Raw genomic sequence first — 19816 nt, forward strand, 5'->3', positions numbered from 1 at the left:
TCGCCGCGCCCCTCGGGGAGACCCGCGGGAACCGGGCTTGCGCGCCAGAGTGCAGGCACGACGGAAGTTGACGGTCGGATCGGCCTTCATCCACGGTCATTCCGACCGTATCGACGGTCATCTCGACCGTATCGGGGACACTGATGACGCGCGACTGGGCACGGCTAGGGAAGAAGGGGAGCCAAGGGACATGAAGGGCACTGTTGGTGAGCTCGGGGAGTTCGGGCTCATCAGGGAGCTCACCTCCCGTCTCACCACCACCCCGGCGGTCCGGATCGGGCCCGGCGACGACGCCGCGGTGGTCGCCGCACCCGACCGGCGGGTGGTGGCGAGCACGGACATCCTGCTGGAGGGCCGGCACTTCCGCCGTGACTGGTCCACGGCCTACGACGTCGGCCGCAAGGCCGCCGCACAGAACCTCGCGGACATCGCCGCCATGGGCGCCGTACCGACCGCGCTGCTGCTCGGCCTGGTGGTGCCGGCCGAACTCCCGGTGACCTGGCCGAGCGAGCTGATGGACGGCCTGCGCGACGAGTGCCAGGTCGCGGGCGCCTCGGTGGTCGGCGGAGACGTCGTACGCGGCGACACGATCATGGTGTCGATCACCGCGCTCGGCGATCTGCGCAACCAGGAGCCCGTCACCCGCGGCGGAGCCCAGCCCGGCGACCTGGTCGCCGTCACGGGCTGGCTGGGCTGGTCCGCGGCCGGCTACGCGGTGCTGTCCCGCGGCTTCCGCTCGCCGCGCGCCTTCGTGGAGGCCCACCGGCGCCCCGAGCCGCCGTACCACGCGGGTCCGGCCGCGGCGGCGCTCGGCGCGACCGCGATGTGCGACGTGAGCGACGGGCTGATCGCCGACCTCGGGCACATCGCCGAGGCCAGCAAGGTCCGGATCGACATCCGCTCCGGCGCGATCGACATCCCGACCCAGATGAACGACATCGGACAGGCCGTCGGCGTCGACCCGCTCCAGTGGGTGCTCACCGGCGGAGAGGACCACGCGATCGTGGCGACCTTCCCGCCGGACGCCAAGCTGCCGGCCCGCTGGAAGGTGATCGGTGAGGTCCTCAACCCCTCCGCGCTGCCCCAGGTGACCGTGGACGGGGCGCCCTGGACCAGCAAGGGCGGCTGGGACCACTTCGGGGACATCGAGTCATGAGCCTGCCCCGGGTGCTCACGGTGGCCGGCTCCGACTCCGGCGGCGGCGCCGGGGTCCAGGCCGACCTGAAGACGATGCTGGCGCTCGGCGTGCACGGGATGAGCGTGATCACGGCCGTGACCGCGCAGAACTCGCTAGGCGTCCAGGGCGCCTGGGAGCTGCCCGCCGAGGCCGTGCGGACCCAGTACCGCAGTGTCGTGGACGACATCGGCGTACAGGCCGTGAAGACCGGCATGCTGGCCTCGGCCGAACTGGTCGAGACGGTCGCCGAGTTGATCTCCGGCACGGACGCCCCGGCGGTGGTCGACCCGGTCGGCGTCTCCAAGCACGGCGACCCGCTGCTGGCCGCCGGCGCGCTGGACTCGGTGCGCGCCCGGCTGCTTCCGGCGGCGACGGTGGCCACCCCCAACCTCGACGAGGTGGCCCAACTCACCGGTGTGCGGGTGGAGTCCGAGGGCGACCTGCGGCGGGCGGCGGATGCCGTCCTGGCGTACGGTCCGCGCTGGGTGCTGATCAAGGGCGGCCATCTCGCCGGGGACGCCGTCGACCTGCTGACCGACGGCTCGGCCGAGCACTGGCTGCGCGCCCCGCGCCTCGACAACCGGCACACCCACGGCACGGGCTGCACCCTGGCGTCCGCGATCGCCTGCGGACTCGCGAAGGGCCTGAGCGTCCCGGACGCGGTCCAGGCCGCCAAGAGCTACGTCACGGGCGCCATCGCCGCCGGTTTCCCGCTGGGCACGGGCATCGGCCCGGTGCACCACGGCTGGGCCCTCGGCACGCCCCGCCCTCAGGCCGGGTAGTCCCCCAGCTCGATCGCGGTCGCCGCCTTCTCCGTCATCCGCTTGAAGAACCCGCCCAGCGGCCGCGAGCTCAGCAGCCGGTACATCCGGTCCCGGCTGCGGATCCGCCGCTCGGTGGGCGGCGCGAAGAACGGTCCCGCGTTGCCGGAGATCTTCTGGCAGCCCTTCGCGAAGTCCGTGATCCGGCGCTCGTACGCGGCGAACGCGGTGCGGTGGTCGCCGCCCGCCAGGGCGAGTTCACCGGCCAGCACATACGCGCCGACCATCGCCACCCCGGTGCCCATCCCGCCCATCGTCGCGCCGTACCCGGCGTCGCCCAGCAGCGCCACCCGCCCCCGGGTGAGCCGGTCGACATGGATCTGGGCGATCGCGTCGAAGTACAGGTCGTCGGCGTCCCGAAGCGCCCCGAGGACGTACGGCGCCTCCCAGCCCATTCCCGCGAACCGCTCGGTGAGGATCCGGCGCTGCGCGTCCAGGTCCCGGCGGTCGTACGCCAGCTGCTCGGACCGGAACACCAGCAGGGCTCCCGCGCGGTCCGGGTCGCCGTCGTAGTTGCTGATGCCGACGCAGCGGCCCGGCTCGCTGTACAGGCGGGCGGTGCGGTCCAGACCGAGGTGGTTGGGAAGGCTGAAGGCGGCCACGTAGTGATCGAAGAAGCGCAGATAGCGGGACTCGTCGCCGAAGACCAGACGGCGGGTGTTCGAGTGCAGGCCGTCGGCGCCGACGACCAGGTCGAAGCGGCGGGGCGCGCCCCGCTCGAAGGCCGCCTCGACGCCCTGTCCGGTGTCCGTCAGCGCGGTGACGGAGTCGTCGAAGACGTACTCCACCGTGTCCTTCGTACGCTCGTACATGATCCGCGCCAGATCGCCGCGGAAGATCTCCACATCGCCGCTCATCATCTCCGCGGGCAGGTCCACGCGCGGGCTGCCGTCGGCGGACACCACGGTCTGGCGGCCCATGTGGGTCTGGCGGGCGTGGATCTCGTCCCACAGGCCCATCGCGGTGAGGACCCTGCGGTGCACGCGTCCCCGGAAGTCCACGGCGAAGCCGCCGCCGCGCAGCTCGGGCGCCTTCTCCACGACGGTGACCCGGGCGCCGTGGCGGGCCAGGTTCAGGGCGAGGGCGGGGCCGGCGACGCTCGCGCCGGAGATCAGGACGGTCAGGTGGCTCAGATCGGCTGTCTTCGTCATGTGCCCTACGGTCCAGGGCCCCGCTGACCGTGCGCCTACCGTTCGCTGACCGCCGCTGACCGAAGCTTCCGGCCCTGCTCAAAGGCCTGCTCGAACTCCTTTGGGGACAGGCACGCACGCGTGTGCTCCGTCGTCGTCACGACATCGGGGTCGCCGAGCTGCGGCGTGCCCCTCAGGCCCGCGGCGGCGCCGAGGAGTTCGGCCGCCCGCTCCGGCCGCGGGGCCACGGCCGCGAGCGCGTCGGCGACATCGGCCAGCAGCAGCACCTCCGGCGACTCCAGGGCCTGGGCGTGGGCCTGGGCGAGCCACTCGCGGGCGGTGCCCAGGTCCCCCTCGGCGGCGGCCGTGCGCGCCAGCCCGATCATGATCCGCGCCGTCTCGCCGACGCTGAACCAGGTGGCCGCACAGGTGTGGAGGGCGTTCTCGTAGTGCACGCGCGCGCGTGCCGGGTCCCCGGTCAGCCGGGCCACATCGCCCAGGCCGCGCAGCGCCCCGGCCGCCTTGTCGGTCGCCCCGGCGGCGCGGGCCAGGTCGTACGAGCGCGTGAAGTGCGCGGCGGCCTCCTGCGCGGATCCCCGGCCCAGCAGGGTGATCGCACGGGTGCGCAGCAGATCGGCGGTCTCCTCGGGCGCGTCCAGCTCCCGGACGTGCACCAGGCCCTCGTCCAGCAGGGCCAGCGCCCGCGCGTACTCGCCGCGGCCGTACGCGAACCCGGCCAGCGGATCGAGGCAGTTGGCCAGTCCCCAGCGGTCCCCGGTCGCCCGGAAGCCCTCCCACGCGCGCGTGAAGGCCGCCTCCGCCGCCGCGGCCCGCCCCGCGAACAGCGCCTGGTAGGCGAGGCCGACGTCCAGCAGGGCCAGACTCCACGGCTCCTGCCCGATCTGCGCCCGCACCCGCGCGTCCGTGCTCAGCAGGGGGCCGCCGGTGAGGGACCACAGCACCACCGTGAACGGCAGCCGCAGCGGTCTGTCCAGCGTGGCCATGACGGCGGCCGCGCGCGCGACGAGAGCGGCGTCCTCGGGATCGTCGCCCTGCCCGGACACGGCGTTCATCACGCACAGGGCGTACTCCTCCGCCAGCCCGGGCGGCGGCTCGGCGCCGACCGCCGCGAGCAGCGCCCGGGCCCGCGGCACCCGGTCGCCGTGCAGGCCGCGCAGCCGCCGGAACCAGGTCAGGGCGGCCATCAGCCGCAGCGCGTCCCCGGGCGCGGTCGCGGTCAGATGGCGCAGCGCCGCGTCCAGGTTGTCCTGCTCGGCGGTCAGCCGGGCCAGCCAGGGCAGCTGCCCGCCGCCGCGCAGGGCCGGCTCCGCCCGCTCGGCCAGCCGCAGGAAGTACCCGGCGTGCGCCGCCCGCAGCGCCGCCGGCTCGGCCAGCGACTCGGCGGCGAAGGCGCGGATCGTCTCCAGCATCCGGTAGCGCCCGTCGGCCACCTCGACGAAGGACTTCTCCACCAGGGACGCCAGCGCGTCCTCCGGGTACGGCACCCCGCACACGGCCGCCACGGCGTCCAGCGTGGCGCCCCCGGCGAAGACGGTCAGCCGGCTCGCCAGCTCCCGCTCCGCCGTGTCCAGCAGCTCCCAGCTCCACTCCACCACCGCGCGCAGCGTGCGGTGCCGGGGCGCTTTGGCCCGGTCTCCTCGGGTGAGCAGCCGGAACCGGTCGTGCAGCCGGTCGGACAGCTCCTCGGCCGACAGCGTGCGCAGCCGTGCCGCCGCCAGCTCGATCGCCAGCGGCAGTCCGTCCAGCGCCCGGCAGATCTCCGCCGCGCGCGCGTGCCCGTCGAAGCCGGGGCGCACACTTCGCGCCCGGTCCAGCAGCAGCCGTACGGCGGACTCCTCCGGCAGCGGCGGCACGGGCACCAGGACCTCGCCCGTGATGGCCAGCGACTCCCGGCTGGTCGCCAGCACCCGGACGTCCGGGCAGGCGGCCAGCACCCGGGCGACCGTCCGTGCGGCGGCCTCGACCAGATGCTCGCAGTTGTCCAGCACCAGCAGAACGGCCCGGTCGGCCAGCGCGGCCAGCAGCCGGGCCGCCGCGTCCGTGGCCGGGTTGCGGAAGCCGTCCCGCACCCCGAGCGCCGCCAGCACCGCGTACGGGATCCGGGAGCCGTCGGCGAGCGGGGCCAGCTCCACCAGGCACACCTCGGTGCCGGTGCGGGACCGGGCCGCCTCCAGCGCCAGCCGGGTCTTGCCGACGCCCCCGGGGCCGGTGAGCGTCACCAGCCGGGAGCCGGCCAGCGCCTCCTCGACCCGGGCCAGCTCCGCCTCCCGGCCGACGAAACGGGTCAGCTGGGCCGGCAGCGTGGGCCGGACGGGGGCCTCGGGGCCGCCCCGGAGCAGCTCCCGGTGGAGCGCGGAAAGTTCGGCCGACGGATCCGTGCCCAGCTGGTCGGCGAGCGTGCGCCGCGCCTCCTCGTACACCGTGAGCGCCTCGGCGGGCCGCCCGGCGGCGTGCAGCGCCCGCATCAGCTGTCCGTACGGCCGCTCGGCCAGCGGATGCTCCGCGAGCAGCGCCCGCAGCTCCGGCACCAGCTCCGCCCCGCCGCCGAGCCCCAGCTCCGCCTCGATCCGGTCCTGTACGGCGGCCAGCCGCAGCTCCGCGAGCCGGGTCCGGTCGGCGTGCGCGTCCGGCAGGTCGGGCAGCGCCGGGCCGCGCCACAGCGCGAGCGCGTCCCGCAGCAGCGCCGCCGCGCGCGGGTGGTCGGCGGCGGCGAGCGCGGTACGGCCCTCGGCGGCGAGCCGGGCGAACCGGTGGGCGTCGACGGTGTCCGGATCCACGGTCCGGGGGCCGACGGCGAGGGTGTAACCGGCGGGGACCGCGTCGATGCGGGCGTGCGGGGCGAGCCGCCCGCGCAGCCGGGATATCTGCGACTGGAGCGCGTTCGCGGCACCGGCGGGCGGCTCGGCGCCGTACAGGCCGTCCAGCAGACGCTCCACGGAGACCGCGCGGCCGGCGTCCAGGAGCAGCAGGGTGAGCAGCGCGCGGGGGCGGGGGCCGCCGGGGGACAGAAGGGTGCCGTCGCCGGTGCGGATCTCCAGGGGGCCCAGAATGCCGAAGCGCATTCTGCGCATTGTTCCATCCACCGCGCGCGGGTACGGCAAAAAGCCGGCCCACCCGAAGGTGGACCGGCTCAGTGCAGCGGACCAGGCAGTGGCCGCGCGCTCAGCTGGTGCGTCAGCGCGAGACCTTGCCGGCCTTGATGCACGAGGTGCAGGCGTTCACGCGCTTCGGCGTCCCGCCGACCACGGTACGCACACGCTGGATGTTCGGGTTCCAGCGGCGGGACGTACGGCGGTGCGAGTGCGAGATGTTGTTGCCGAAGCCCGGCCCCTTGCCGCAGACGTCGCAGTTGGCAGCCACGGGTCACTCCAAAGACTTCAGATGCACTTACGGTTAATCCCGGCATGCCGGGATCGAGATCGTACGACCTGAGATCTGAGTGGCGGTGCCAGGGGAACAGCCCGATTGGATCGGGCAACCGGAGCAGCATACAACGGCCGCGCCAGCAGAACGAAACTACCATGGCGGATCGGTGCCCCGCTCCCGGCCCGCCTCGGCCGGACACCGGCCCGGGGTCTACGCTGCGTGCCACGTCCAGCCAGCTCAGGGAGGCGCAGGTGGCGCAGGTGCCGCAGACATTCCTCGATGCTCTCGCGGTGCGCACCTGGTGCGGTCTGGCGCTCCGGGCGCTCGGCCGGGCACGGGAGGAGATCGACGCGATCAACGTCTACCCCGTGGCCGACGGCGACACCGGGACCAACCTCTATCTGACGGTGGAGTCCGCCGCGACGGCCGTGGAGGCCGTGTTCGCCGGGTACGGGACCGGCTCCGCCGAGCCGTCCCTCGCGGACGCGGTACGGGCCATGGCGCACGGAGCGCTCATCGGCGCCCGGGGCAACTCCGGGACGATCCTCGCCCAGCTGCTGCGCGGCATGGCCCAGGTCCTCGCGGACGGCGGGGACCGTGACGTACCCCACATCGACGGTGCGGAGCTGCGGCTGGCCCTGCGCCGGGCCGCCGACTCCGCCCGGCAGGCCGTGGCCCATCCGGTCGAGGGCACCGTCCTCACCGTCGCCTCGGCCGCCGCGGACGCCGCCGACGGAGCCGAGGGCGACTGCGCGGCCGTCGCCCGGGCCGCCTACGCCGGGGCGCGGGCCGCCCTGGCGGCGACCCCCGGCCAGCTGGCCGTGCTGGAGCGGGCCCACGTGGTGGACGCGGGCGGCAGCGGACTGGTGACGGTGCTGGGGGCGCTGGTGGAGGCGGTCACCGGGGAGCCGGTCGCGCCGGAGACGGTGCGCGGGCACGCCGTGGCCCGGGGCGACACGGCGGACGCCGTCCACGCGCGCGCGTGCGCTCCCGGCCCCGGCGGGTGCCCCGAGGGCGCCGGAACCGGCGGCCCCGCCTTCGAGGTGATCTATCTCCTGGAGGCCGACGACGCGGCCGTGGCCCGGCTGCGCACGCGGCTCGACGCCCTCGGCGACTCCCTCGTGGTGGTCGGCGGCGACGGGCTGTGGAACGTGCATGTCCATGTGGACGACGCCGGTGCCGCCGTCGAGGCGGGTGTGGAGGCGGGCCGGCCGTACCGGATCCGGATCACCCACTTCGGGCTGGGCGACGTGCACACCGCAGGCCGGCCGCACCCGCGCGAGCGCGCCCAGCGGGCCGTCGTCGCCGTCGTCCCCGGCGAGGGCCTGGCCGGGCTGTACACCGAGGCCGGCGCGACCACCGTCCTGGCGCGCCCCGGGGAGCCGCCGGCCAGCGGGGAGCTGGTGGAGGCGGTACGGCGGGCCCACGCGCGCGAGGTGGTCCTGCTGCCCAACGACTCCGAACTGCGCCACACCGCCGCCGCAGCCGCCGAGCAGGCCCGCACCGAGGGCATCCGGGTGGCGCTGATCCCGACCCGCTCGGCGGTGCAGGGCATCGCCGCGCTCGCCGTGCACGAGCCGGAACGCCGCTTCGACGAGGACGTCGTCCAGATGACCTCGGCGGCGGGCGCCACCCGCTACGCCGAGATCACCGTGGCCGAACGCCAGTCCTGGACGACGGCCGGCATCTGCCAGGCCGGGGACGTCCTGGGCCTGATCGACGGCGATGTGGCGGTGATCGGCCCGGAGGTCGCCGCCACCGCCGAGACGGTCCTGGACCGCATGCTCCAGGCCGGCGGCGAGCTGGTCACCCTCGTCGTCGGCGACGGCGCCCCCGAGGCCGTCGCCGAGCGCCTCCAGACCCGGGTCCGGGAGTCCTACCTGGCCGTGGACACGGTGGTGTACCAGGGTGGCCGGCAGGGCGCGCTGCTGCTCATCGGGGTGGAGTGAGCAGGGGAGCGGCCCTCCGCTGAGCGGGGGCCCGGCTCAGCCCTCCGTCTCGGTCCGCGCCGCCTGGAGCAGCTGGGCGGCCTCCGCGCACCGGGCGCGGACCGTCTCGTCGGCCTGGTCCGGCCCGTCCGCCGCACCGGCGTCCGCGTAGGCCGCGAGCACGGCACGCGCGCGTGCCGCCGCTGCCGCCGGACGGCCCAGATCCGCTTCCAGCCAGCCCGCGCCCAGCTCCGCGCCGGTACGGCTGTGCAGGCCGGCCGCGCCGAGCGCGTCGAACACCGCCACGGCCCGCTCCATCTGCTCCAGCGCCGCCTCGAACACCTCCTGGATCACCGCGTCCTCGGCCTCCTCGCCCTCGCCGTCCGCCTCGGACGCCGAGCGGGCCAGCAGCTCCGCGAACTGCCGGTGGGTATCGCCCAGTTCGGCGCCGAGCTGGGCCCGGACGGCGGGGTCCGCCGTGGCCGCGAGCGCCGTCTCGCACTCCCGTACCGCGTCCGCCATCAGCGCCCGCGCACCCGCCGCACCCACGGCGCCGCGCAGCGCCAGCCAGGCGCGGGCCCGCAGCGAGCGGACCAGGAACTGGGGGTTGCCGAGCGCGCGCCACAGCTCGCCCGCGCGCCTGTAGGCCCGGTCCGCCTCCTCGGCGAGCCCGGCGTGGGCCAGCGAACCGGCGGCCAGATGGGCGAGCGTGGCGTGGTCCTGCTGCTCGGGCCAGTGCCGGGCGGTCTCGGCGGCCCGCAGCCACTGCCCGGCGGCCTCCCGGTGCTCGCCCAGCTCGGCCAGGCAGTCCCCGAGCCACCAGCGGGCCTGGACGACCGCGCCGTCGCCGTGCGTCTCGGCGCTCAGGTCGGCGAGCGCCGACTCCAGCACCTCGGCGGCCTCCGCGCACCGGCCCTGGCGCAGCAGGAAGCCGCCCAGCTGCTGCCGCGCCCAGGCACCCACCGTGCCGCTCGCACCGGCCTCGTCGGCCCAGTGCGCGGCCTCGAGGGCATGGTCCGCCGCCTCCTCGGCCGCGCCCCGGGAGCCGATCACCTCGGCGAGCTGGAGATGCAGCTGAGCCCGGCCGACCGGCTCCACATGCGCCCCGCCGTGCGCCAGGGCCGCCCGCAGCGCCCGCTCGGCCCCGGCGATGTCACCGGCCTGGTGGGCCAGCGCGGCGATCTGCACCTCGTACTCGACGGCGAACCAGGGCAGCCCGGCGCCCACATACACGTCGGCCGCCTCCCGGAACAGCCGTGCCGCCCGCCCGGCGTCGCCGGTCAGCCCGGCCAGCTCGGCGAGCATCGCCCGCGCCTCGCCGTCCCGGGCGACCAGCCGCACATCGTCCCCGGCCCGCCCGCCGACCAGCGCGAGCACCTCCCGCGCCGCGGCCTCGGCGGCGCCGGCGGCGGCCTCGACGGCACCGTTCGCGCCTCGCTCGGCGGCCTGGTGCACCCGGCGCATCAGCGTCCGGGCCCGGCTCATCAGCACCGCCGCGGTCTGGCGCACCCCGGTGGCCCCGTCGGCGTAGAGCGCCAGGACCTCGTCGTACAGACCGGAGACCGTTGTCAGGGCCGCGTCGACCTCGCCCTCCAGGGCCCGTACGTACGCGCCACGCGCGCGTGCCGCCAGCGCCTCACCGGGGTCGCCCGCCTCCGCGTACTCCGCGGCGGCCCGCTCGAACAGCCCGACGCCCTCGGGACCGCGGGCCATCGCCTCGTGGTCGGTCAGCTCCGCGCGGTCCCGCGCGGCCAGCTGCACACCCTCGGCGGCCCGCGCCACCGCCGCCCACGCCTCGAGCGCGTTCGGCTGCAAGGTGTCCGACATCCGCCGCGCCTCGGCCAGCAGGGCGGCCAGGTCGGCAGCCTCGGCGGGCGCCGGCCCGGCGGCCGGCGGCGCGACCACCGGCGCCGCGGCCGCCCGTGCCGTCCGCACGCCCAGCGGGAGCCGCTCCACCAGCGGACGCTGCGCCATACGCGCGCGTACCCGGTCGCCGACGGACGAGGTGCCGTTGCGGCGGTCGAACCGCTCCGCCAGCTCCAGCGCCTCCGCACGCGCGTGCGTGGCGAGTTCACCGGCGGTCCAGGTCCGCCCGGCCGGGCCCGGCACCCGCCGCGCGCCGAGCCCCAGCCCGGTCAGCCGCTCCATCAGCAGCGCCACCACGGCCAGGAACTCCATCCGGCTGCGCGGATGCCCGGTGTCCGTGAAGTACGCGGGCCGCTCGGCGAGCAGTTCCAGACCGCGCGCCTCGTTGCCGGTCAGCGCGCAGAACTCCACATGGTCCGCGTACGCGCCCCGCATGCTCTCCATCGCCCGGACCAGCCGGAAACCCCGCAGATGGTGCGCGCGGGCCTCGTCCAGGCGGCCCAGGCGCAGCAGCGGCGCCAGCGAGGAGGCGAGCACGGTGTGCGGCTCGTGCGCACAGGCGAACTCGCCGTCCAGCACCGGCTGCCACAGCCGCAGCGCCTCCTCGTCCCGGCCCCGCTCGGCCTGCCAGAAGCCCTGCCCGTGCAGCTCGCAGGCGTGACAGTCGGCCATCTGGTCCCGGTCGGCGGCCAGCCAGGCGGCGTACGCCCGCTCGGCCCGCGGCACATCCCCGAGATGCGCGGCCACACTGAACTCCGCGCTGCGCACGGCCCGTTCGGAGTACCCGGCGAGCCGGTAGCGGTGCTCCATCTCGCCGAGCCACTTCTCGACCGAGGCGAGCGGGATGTGCGGCTGGTCCAGCATGCCCGCCGACATCCACTTGAAGACCCAGTGCAGCGAATGCGTCTCGTACTCGTCGAAGTCCTCCGGCCGTTCGTCCCACATGCGCAGCAGCCGCGCGAACGGGACGAACATCTTCGCCTTCTCGGAGCTGTAGTTGTAGACCTTCAGCTGATGCCCGAGCGCCTCGATCACGGCGAGCGGCACATCCAGCCGCTCGGCCTCGGCGAGCAGCTCCTCCGCGCGCGCGTTGCGGGCCGGGCCCTCCGGCTGCTCGGAGTTCTCCGCCATCGCCCGGCGCAGCGCGTCGAAGTCCGCGATCTCACCCATCAGCTGCCGTTCTCCCCATGCGTGGCCCACTCCAGAAGGCCGATGAACGCCCGGTTGAGCAGCGCCGAGTCGGCCGACCGCAACGGCCGCTGCGCCCTCAGCAGCGCCTGCCCGTACAGCGACTCGGTCGCCGTGCCGATCAGCTCCGGGTCGCCGAGCGAACCGATCCTGCGCACCAGCGGGTTGAGGTGGTTGAGCACCAGCCGCGCGCGCGGTGCGCTGTCGCGCAGCGAGCCCAGGATGCCCGCCCACAGGTCGTCGGCCTGCTCCTCGGCCGCCGCGCGGGCCTGCTCGTGCCGGGCGGCCCGGTCGTCCAGATGCAGCGCGGGCACCGACAGCGGATGGAAGGCCCGCAGTACGACGTCACAGCCCAGCGGGTCGAGCCTGGCCCGCGCGGCCGCCAGGAACCCGGACAGCGCCAGCTCCTCGGCCGTGTCCACCAGGTCCAGATGCGCGGTCACGGTGTCCGCGTCCAGCTCGGCGACCACCGTCCCGGGCCGCACCCGGGGCAGCGCCTCGACCAGCTCGCTGTCGTACGTGTAGCCGCCGTTGACCACCCCGACCCCCTGCGCGGAGGCGATCGGCGCGACCTGCCGGAACTCCTCGACGGTCCGGGTGAAGTGCACCACCCGGTGCCGCTGGGCGAACTCCTCCAGGGACAGCTGGCCGTCCGTCGTCTCGAACGGCAGCCACGGGAGCATCGTGCGCAGCATGTCGCCGTCGTGCCGGGCGAGCGACTTCACGCCCAGGTGGTGCACGGAGAGGAACGCGGCCAGCCGCTCCGGGTCCCCGGCGGCGAGGCCGGTCAACCAGGACCGGATCCGCTCCCCGAGCGCCTCCCGCACGGCGGCCAGCGTCTCGTCCTCGTACAGCGCCTCGCGCGAGGCGGTCGGCCGCAGGCTGTCGGTGTCCAGCACACAGCGCACGAAGAACGCCCAGTCGGGCAGCAGCTGTTCGGCGCGCTCGGTGAGCAGCATGCCCTTCAGATGCACCCGGTGGGTCGCCCGCTGGGCCGGGCTCACGGCCGACGGCAGGACATACGCCACCCCGCGGACACCGGCCAGCGGCACGTCCAGGGAGACCGAGTCCAGCGGGGTGAACCCGAACAGCTCCTGGCAGTGCCGGGCGAGCGCCACCCGGCGTGCGGCGGGGCTGGGATAGGGCCGGTCCCAGGGCGCGGGCAGCTCGGTGACCGGCTGCCCGTCCACCTGGACGTCGTACGGCAGCAGCGAGCCGAAGTCCCGGGCCAGCCGGCGCACCCGCTCCGGGGCCAGCCACTCCGCGGCGCCGGCCCGCGCGGTCAGATACACCGTCGTGCCCGGCTCGGGCCGCTCGGCGTCCGGCAGGGTGTGCACGGTGTACGACCCGTCGTCCCGCGCCGTCCACTCCACCGGCGCTGCCCCGGGCGTCCGGGCGCTGCGGCTGACCACCCGGATCCGCTCGGCGACCAGGAAGCAGGCGAGCAGGCCGATGCCGAACTGGCCGAGGAAGCCCGAGCGGGCCTCCTGGAGCCCCTCGGCCCGCTTGGAGCTGCGGCCGATGGTGGCCAGCAGGCTGTGCACATCGGCCTCGGTGAGCCCGACACCGCTGTCCTCCACCCGCAGCGCGCCCTGCGCCGTGTGCAGCCGGACCAGCGCCGGCGCGTCCGGCTGCCCGTCCCGCCGGGCGGTGATCGCGTCCACGGCGTTCTGGAGCAGCTCGCGCAGGTAGACCTTGGGACTGGAGTACAGGTGATGGGAGAGCAGGTCCACCAGACCACGCAGGTCGACCTGGAACGTGTGGGGTGGGTGGGGTGACTGGGATGCCTGGGCTGGCTGTGGGGTCTGGGAGTCCATCGTCACTGCGCCGGGGGAGGAGCGCGTGCGGCGCGGGGTCGGGCGGTCCCGGCTGGGGCGGTGACCGCGAAGGATGGCCGGAGCGCGCCATCCTAGGCCTGGAGCACTCCACCTGACCAGGGGTTTCCTCAGGTTTCCGGCGGTGCGGGCGGAAAGCCGCGGGGCAGCGTGTACGGCATTGTCAGTGGCGTGGTGTGCAATGGATCTCGTGCCCGCACTGGAAGAACCACTGAAGAAGGTGCTCGGCCCCGCCACCGCCAAGGTGATGGCCGAGCATCTCGGCCTGCACACCGTCGGCGACCTCCTGCATCACTACCCGCGCAGATACGAGGAGCGCGGTCAGCTCACCCACCTCGCCGACCTCCCCATGGACGAGCACGTCACGGTGGTCGCCATGGTCGCCGACGCCCGCCTGCACTCCTTCGCCTCCGCCAAGGCGCCCCGCGGCAAGGGCCAGCGCCTGGAGGTGACCATCACCGACGGCAGCGGCCGGCTCCAGCTGGTCTTCTTCGGCAACGGCGTGCACAAGCCGCACAAGGAGCTGCTCCCGGGCACCCGCGCGATGTTCGCCGGCAAGGTCTCCGTCTTCAACCGCCGGCTCCAACTCGCCCATCCCGCCTATGAGTTGCTGCGCGGGGACGGCGAGGAAGCGGTCGAGACCTGGGCCGGCGCGCTGATCCCCATCTACCCGGCCACCGCCAAACTGGAGTCCTGGAAGATCGGCAAGGCGGTGCAGACGGTCCTGCCCAGCGCCCAGGAGGCACTCGACCCGCTGCCGCCCGCGCTGCGCGAGGGCCGCGGGCTGCTCCCGCTCCCCGAGGCCCTGCTCAAGATCCACCGCCCGCACACCAAGGCCGACATCGCCGACGCCCGCGCCCGCCTGAAGTGGGACGAGGCCTTCGTGCTCCAGGTCGCCCTGGCCCGCCGCCGGCACGCCGACACCCTGCTCCCGGCCGTCCCCCGCCGCCCCGGACCGGACGGCCTGCTCGCGGCCTTCGACGACCGCCTCCCCTTCACCCTCACCGAGGGCCAGCAGAAGGTCTCCCGCGAGATCTTCGCCGACCTCGCCACCGAACACCCCATGCACCGGCTCCTCCAGGGAGAGGTGGGTTCCGGCAAGGCCCAGCCGCTGGACTCGCTCGTGCTCACCCCGCGCGGGTTCCGGCGCATGGGCGAGCTGGAGGTGGGCGACGAGGTCGTCGTGCCGTCGGGCGAGACCGCGCCGGTCGACGGAATCTTCCCGCAGGGGGAGCGGGACGTGTGGCGCCTCGTGCTGTCCGACGGAAGCGCGGTGGAGTGCGACGACGAACACCTCTGGATCGTCGGCACGCGGCGCGGCCGGGACAGCGGCGAGCCTCCCGAGGTGCTGACCACCCGCGCCCTCAGGGACGACCTGCTGGAGGCGGACGGATCGCCGAAGTGGCACATCCCGCCGGCCACCCCCGTGGACCTCGGCGACGGCTCCCCGCTCCCCGCGGACCCCTACCGCTTCGGACTCGGCCTCGGCGACGGCTCCGTCCCGCCCGGCCCGCGGCCCGTTCCCGACGCCTTCCGGAACACCTCGGTCAAGAACCGCCTCGCCCTCCTCCAGGGGCTCATGGACAGCCAGGGCACCGTCGACCGGGACGGGACCGGCGCCTTTCTCGCCACCGACTCCCAGCCCCTGGCCGACGACGTGGCCTGGCTCGTGCGCTCCCTGGGCGGCCGGGCCCGGGTACTGGCGCGGCGGTCCGCGTTCCACGTCTCGGTGGAACTGCCCGAGGACCACCCCCCGTTCCGGCTCAGCCCCCACGCCGCCCGGCTGCGCCCGCACCCCCGGGGTGACGCCCTGAGCCGCGGCATCCGGGCCGTCGAGCACGTGGGGCGCAAACCGGTCCAGTGCATCAGCGTCCGCCATCCCAGCCACGCCTACGTCACCGACCACTTCACGGTGACCCACAACACGATGGTGGCCCTCCGAGCCATGCTCGCCGTGGTCGACGCCGGCGGCCAGGCGGCCATGCTCGCGCCCACCGAGGTCCTCGCCCAGCAGCACCACCGCTCCATCACCGAGATGATGGGCGACCTTGCCGAAGGGGGGATGCTGGGCGGCGCCGAGCGGGCCACCAAGGTCGTGCTGCTCACCGGATCGATGGGGACCGCCGCACGCCGGCGGGCAATGCTGGACCTGGCCACCGGCGAGGCCGGGATCGTCGTCGGCACCCACGCCCTGATCGAGGACAAGGTCCAGTTCCACGACCTCGGCCTGGTCGTCGTGGACGAACAGCACCGCTTCGGCGTCGAGCAGCGCGACGCCCTGCGCGGCAAGGGCAAACAGCCCCCGCACCTCCTCGTCATGACCGCCACCCCCATCCCGCGCACGGTCGCCATGACCGTCTTCGGCGACCTGGAGACCTCCGTCCTCGACCAGCTCCCGGCCGGCCGCTCCCCGATCGCCACCCATGTCGTACCGGCCGCCGACAAGCCCCACTTCCTCGCCCGCGCCTGGGAGCGCATCCGCGAGGAGGCCGCGGCCGGCCACCAGGCCTACGTGGTCTGCCCGCGCATCGGCGACGAGGAGGAGGACCCGAAGAAGGCCAAGCAGAAGTCCCCCGAGGACGAGGCCGAGAAGCGCCCGCCGCTCGCCGTCCTGGACGTCGCCGACCAGCTGCGCCGCGGTCCCCTCCAGGGCCTGACGGTGGAGGTCCTGCACGGCCGGATGCACCCCGACGACAAGGACGCCGTGATGCGCCGCTTCGCCGCCGGCGAGACGGACGTCCTGGTCGCCACCACCGTCATCGAGGTCGGTGTGAACGTCCCCAACGCCACCGCCATGGTGATCATGGACGCCGACCGCTTCGGCGTCTCCCAGCTCCACCAGCTGCGCGGCCGGGTGGGCCGTGGCTCGGCCCCCGGGCTGTGCCTCCTGGTCACCGAGATGCCCGAGGCCAGCCCCGCCCGCCAGCGCCTGGGCGCGGTCGCCGCCACCCTCGACGGCTTCGAACTCTCCCGGATCGACCTCGAACAGCGCCGCGAGGGCGACGTCCTCGGCCAGGCCCAGTCCGGCGCCCGCTCCAGCCTCCGCGTCCTCGCGGTCATCGAGGACGAGGAGGTCATCGCGGAGGCCAGGGAGGAGGCGACGGCCCTGGTGGCGAGCGACCCGGACCTGGAGCAGCTGCCGGGTCTGCGGACGGCGCTGGACGCCCTGCTGGACGAGGAGCGGGAGCAGTACCTGGAAAAGGGCTGAAGGAGACCTACCCAGGGGCGCGCCGAACCGCGCGACCAGCCACAATGAACGCAAAGCCGCTCACGAAGAAGGACCCCACATGACCCGCGTGATCGCCGGCCGGGCCGGCGGACGGCGCCTCTCGGTACCCCCCGGCACCGGGACCCGCCCCACCTCCGACCGGGCCCGTGAAGGTCTCTTCTCCACCTGGCAGTCCCTGCTGGGCGGCCCCCTGGACGGCGAACGGGTCCTCGACCTCTACGCCGGCTCGGGCGCCGTGGGCCTGGAAGCCCTCTCCCGGGGCGCGAGCCACACCCTCCTCGTCGAAGCCGACGCCCGCGCGGCGCGAGTCGTCCGGGAGAACGTGAAGAACCTGGGCCTTCCCGGCGCCGAGGTCAGAGCGGGCAAAGCGGAACAGGTCATCAGGGCGCCGGCCCCCGAAGACCCGTACGACCTGGTCTTTCTCGACCCGCCGTACGCCGTCACGGACGACGATCTTCGGGAGATTCTGCTCACACTCCACTCGGAGGGCTGGCTCGCTGAGCAAGCGCTCGTCACCGTGGAGCGCAGCACCAGAGGCGGTGAATTCCGGTGGCCGGACGGGTTCGAACCGATCCGGTCCCGCCGCTACGGCGAGGGAACGTTTTGGTACGGTCGCGCCGCCTCTACGTGCGAAGACGCACGATGACCGGACCGGAGAGCGAGGGATCACAAGTGCGCCGCGCCGTATGCCCCGGGTCGTTCGACCCGATCACCAACGGACACCTCGACATCATCGCCCGGGCCTCTCGGCTCTACGACGAGGTCTACGTCGCGGTGATGATCAACCAGTCCAAGAAGGGCCTCTTCGAGATCGAGGAGCGGATCGAGCTGATCCGCGAGGTCGCCGCCGACTACGCCAACGTCCGGGTCGAGTCCTTCCACGGCCTGCTGGTCGACTTCTGCAAGCAGCGCGACATCCCCGCCATCGTCAAGGGCCTGCGCGCCGTCAGCGACTTCGACTACGAACTCCAGATGGCCCAGATGAACAACGGCCTGACCGGCGTCGAAACGCTGTTCGTGCCCACCAACCCCACCTACAGCTTCCTGTCCTCCTCGCTCGTCAAGGAGGTCGCGGCCTGGGGCGGCGACGTCTCCCACCTGGTGCCGGCCCCGGTCCTCGAGGCCCTGAACACGCGCCTGCGCCGGGACTGATGGGGCTACAGTCGTCCCGTCCGTCTCCAACCCGGCTGTAGAGAGTGGCGAGCACAGGTGGACGTGCAGAAGAAGCTCGACGAGATCGTCTCCGCGGTCTCCGGCGCCCGGTCCATGCCCATGTCGGCGTCGTGCGTGATCAACCGCGCCGAGCTGCTCGCGATGCTGGAAGAGCTGCGCCAGGCGCTGCCCGGCTCCCTCGCGCAGGCGCAGGAGCTGATCGGCGACCGTGAACAGATGGTCGAGCAGGCCCGGCTGGAGGCCGAGCGGATCATCGAGAACGCGCACGCCGAGCGCGGCTCGCTGATCTCCGACACCGAGATCGCCCGCCGCTCCCAGGCCGAGGCCGACCGGATCCTCGCCGAGGCCCGCAAGGAGGCAGAGGAGGTCCGCGCGGAGGCCGACGACTATGTCGACTCCAAGCTCGCCAACTTCGAGGTCGTCCTCACCAAGACCCTCGGCTCGGTCGGCCGCGGCCGCGAGAAGCTGCTCGGCACCGGCCCCGGCGTGGACGAGAACGGCTACGAGGACGAGGACGCCCCCGAGCGCAGCCACGACCCGGAGACCCTGCGGCACAACGCCGACCAGTACGTCGACGCCAAGCTCGGCGCCTTCGAGGCGGTCCTCGCCAAGACCCTGGAGGCCGTCGGCCGCGGCCGGCAGAAGCTGCACGGCCGGATCGCCACGGACGACCTCGGCGCGCTCGCCGACGACACCACGACCTTCCAGCACTCCAGCGACGCCGACTACCTCGCCGACCTCGCGGCCCTCGCCGAGCAGGACACCCCGGCCGAGCGCCCCGAACGGCAACAGCAGCCGCAGCAGCCGTCGTACGACCCGCAGCCCGCCTACGCGTCGTACGAGCAGCAGCAGCCGGACCCCTACGGCGGCTTCCCGCAGCAGCCCGCCTACGGCCAGCAGGACCCCTACGGCTACCAGCAGGCCGACCCCTACGCCTACCAGGGCGGCTACGACCCCCAGCAGGCCGCCTACGCGCCCCAGCAGGCCCATGAGCCCCACCAGGCCCCGCAGCAGCCCCAAGCGGGCTACGCGGCCCTGGACGAGACCAGCCTCTTCGACACGAGCATGATCAGCGCGGAGCAGCTGCGCGCCTACGAGCAGGGGCGGGGTCTCTAGCCGGAGGGCGGCCGGCACCCGATTGGGCCCAGAGCGAAAGGTCCAGTATCCTGGCTGTTCGGTCGCGTGTACGTCCGCGATCAGCGCTGCCCGCAGACACCGGCGGGTGGCGTCCCTTCGAGTTCGAAGATCGAAAGCAGGAATGGCTCCCAACGCCCGCCTTGACCACCGCAACCCCCTCGTGATCGACACGCACGAGCTGGGCCGGCGTCCTGGCGCGCTGCAGCGCCTGACCCGCGAGATCGACGCTCCCCGGGACCTCGGGATCCAGGGAGTCGTCGGAGTGCCGGAAGGTGCCCCGATGGAGCTCGAACTCCGACTCGAGTCGGTCATGGAAGGGGTGCTTGTCACAGGCACCGCCCGTGCAGCGGCCGAGGGGGAGTGCGTAAGGTGTCTGGAGCCGGTCGAGCTGGAGCTCGATGCGGACTTCCAGGAGATGTTCTCGTACCCTGACGCCGACGACCGGGGCCGCGTGATCGCGGAACCGGGCGACGACGCCGAGGACGACGAGGACAGGCTCTTCATCGAGGACGGTCTGATCGACCTCGAACCTGTGCTGCGTGATGCGGTGGTGCTCGCACTGCCGATGCAGCCGGTGTGCCAGGAAGACTGCCCGGGTCTGTGCTCCGAGTGCGGAGCCCGGCTCGCGGACGACCCGGACCACCACCATGATGCCGTCGACATCCGTTGGGCGGCTTTGCAGGGACTCGCCGGTTCGAAGACGGACGGCGAGAAGGACGAGATGAGCGGCGCCGAAGCGGGCGTCGACGAGAAGCAGGAGAAGTAGCCGTGGCTGTTCCGAAGCGGAAGATGTCGCGCAGCAACACGCGCCACCGCCGGTCGCAGTGGAAGGCTGCGGTCCCCACCCTGGTTGCGTGCGAGCGCTGCCACGAGCCGAAGCAGCAGCACATCGCGTGCCCGTCTTGCGGCACCTACAACAAGCGCCAGGTCCTCGAAGTCTGAGCG

The 19816-nt window shown here is 74.1% G+C and carries 14 protein-coding genes; 9 read left to right on the top strand and 5 right to left on the bottom strand.

Annotation, left to right across the window (positions count from 1 at the left end):
- The first annotated feature begins 190 nt into the window (after positions 1-190).
- Positions 191-1156, top strand: a complete 966-nt coding sequence (locus ACZ5CZ_RS01335; protein ID WP_385839748.1) for a thiamine-phosphate kinase — start codon at positions 191-193, stop codon at positions 1154-1156.
- Complete coding sequence (gene thiD / locus ACZ5CZ_RS01340) at positions 1153-1959, top strand: bifunctional hydroxymethylpyrimidine kinase/phosphomethylpyrimidine kinase (RefSeq protein ID WP_468938139.1); 807 nt, start codon at positions 1153-1155, stop codon at positions 1957-1959. The genes ACZ5CZ_RS01335 and thiD overlap by 4 nt, the downstream gene beginning before the upstream one ends.
- On the opposite strand, the gene ACZ5CZ_RS01345 is transcribed toward thiD, so the two are convergent.
- From ACZ5CZ_RS01345 to rpmB, 3 genes are all read right to left on the bottom strand, one after another.
- The gene (locus ACZ5CZ_RS01345; protein ID WP_385839746.1) at positions 1947-3149 is read right to left on the bottom strand and encodes an FAD-dependent monooxygenase; all 1203 of its coding nucleotides are present in this window, start codon (positions 3147-3149) and stop codon (positions 1947-1949) included. The genes thiD and ACZ5CZ_RS01345 overlap by 13 nt on opposite strands.
- 35 nt (positions 3150-3184) lie before the next feature.
- The gene (locus ACZ5CZ_RS01350; protein WP_468938144.1) at positions 3185-6211 is read right to left on the bottom strand and encodes an AfsR/SARP family transcriptional regulator; all 3027 of its coding nucleotides are present in this window, start codon (positions 6209-6211) and stop codon (positions 3185-3187) included.
- A gap of 112 nt (positions 6212-6323) precedes the next feature.
- Positions 6324-6509 (bottom strand): 50S ribosomal protein L28, encoded by a 186-nt coding sequence (gene rpmB, locus ACZ5CZ_RS01355; RefSeq protein ID WP_003993230.1) that lies wholly within the window; start codon positions 6507-6509, stop codon positions 6324-6326.
- A gap of 257 nt (positions 6510-6766) precedes the next feature.
- Between rpmB and ACZ5CZ_RS01360 the strand changes: the two genes are divergently transcribed.
- Positions 6767-8464, top strand: a complete 1698-nt coding sequence (locus tag ACZ5CZ_RS01360) for a DAK2 domain-containing protein (protein ID WP_468938146.1) — start codon at positions 6767-6769, stop codon at positions 8462-8464.
- A 36-nt stretch (positions 8465-8500) separates the two neighbouring features.
- Here ACZ5CZ_RS01360 and ACZ5CZ_RS01365 read toward each other — a convergent pair whose 3' ends face one another.
- Positions 8501-11479, bottom strand: a complete 2979-nt coding sequence (locus tag ACZ5CZ_RS01365) for a tetratricopeptide repeat protein (RefSeq protein WP_468938149.1) — start codon at positions 11477-11479, stop codon at positions 8501-8503.
- The gene (locus ACZ5CZ_RS01370) at positions 11479-13314 is read right to left on the bottom strand and encodes an HSP90 family protein (RefSeq protein WP_468938151.1); all 1836 of its coding nucleotides are present in this window, start codon (positions 13312-13314) and stop codon (positions 11479-11481) included. Before ACZ5CZ_RS01370 ends, ACZ5CZ_RS01365 begins: the two co-directional genes overlap by 1 nt.
- A gap of 199 nt (positions 13315-13513) precedes the next feature.
- Between ACZ5CZ_RS01370 and ACZ5CZ_RS01375 the strand changes: the two genes are divergently transcribed.
- The 6 genes from ACZ5CZ_RS01375 to rpmF all read left to right on the top strand — a co-directional run bounded on the left by ACZ5CZ_RS01375 (position 13514) and on the right by rpmF (position 19813).
- Positions 13514-16540 (top strand): helicase-related protein, encoded by a 3027-nt coding sequence (locus ACZ5CZ_RS01375; protein WP_468938154.1) that lies wholly within the window; start codon positions 13514-13516, stop codon positions 16538-16540.
- Positions 16541-16619: 79 nt separating this feature from the next.
- A complete protein-coding gene (gene rsmD, locus ACZ5CZ_RS01380; protein ID WP_385839739.1) occupies positions 16620-17207 on the top strand; it encodes a 16S rRNA (guanine(966)-N(2))-methyltransferase RsmD in 588 nt (195 codons plus the stop codon).
- A 26-nt stretch (positions 17208-17233) separates the two neighbouring features.
- Positions 17234-17713, top strand: coding sequence for a pantetheine-phosphate adenylyltransferase (gene coaD, locus ACZ5CZ_RS01385; RefSeq protein WP_385839738.1), 480 nt, complete (start codon positions 17234-17236; stop codon positions 17711-17713).
- 57 nt (positions 17714-17770) lie between these two features.
- Positions 17771-18850: an ATP synthase F0 subunit B gene (locus ACZ5CZ_RS01390; protein WP_468938159.1), complete on the top strand. Its 1080-nt coding sequence runs from the start codon at positions 17771-17773 to the stop codon at positions 18848-18850.
- Between the two features lie 142 nt (positions 18851-18992).
- A complete protein-coding gene (locus ACZ5CZ_RS01395; RefSeq protein ID WP_385839736.1) occupies positions 18993-19637 on the top strand; it encodes a YceD family protein in 645 nt (214 codons plus the stop codon).
- A gap of 2 nt (positions 19638-19639) precedes the next feature.
- Positions 19640-19813 (top strand): 50S ribosomal protein L32, encoded by a 174-nt coding sequence (gene rpmF / locus ACZ5CZ_RS01400; RefSeq protein WP_003951102.1) that lies wholly within the window; start codon positions 19640-19642, stop codon positions 19811-19813.
- Positions 19814-19816 lie beyond the last annotated feature (3 nt).

The organism is Streptomyces sp. NPDC031418, assembly GCF_055581605.1.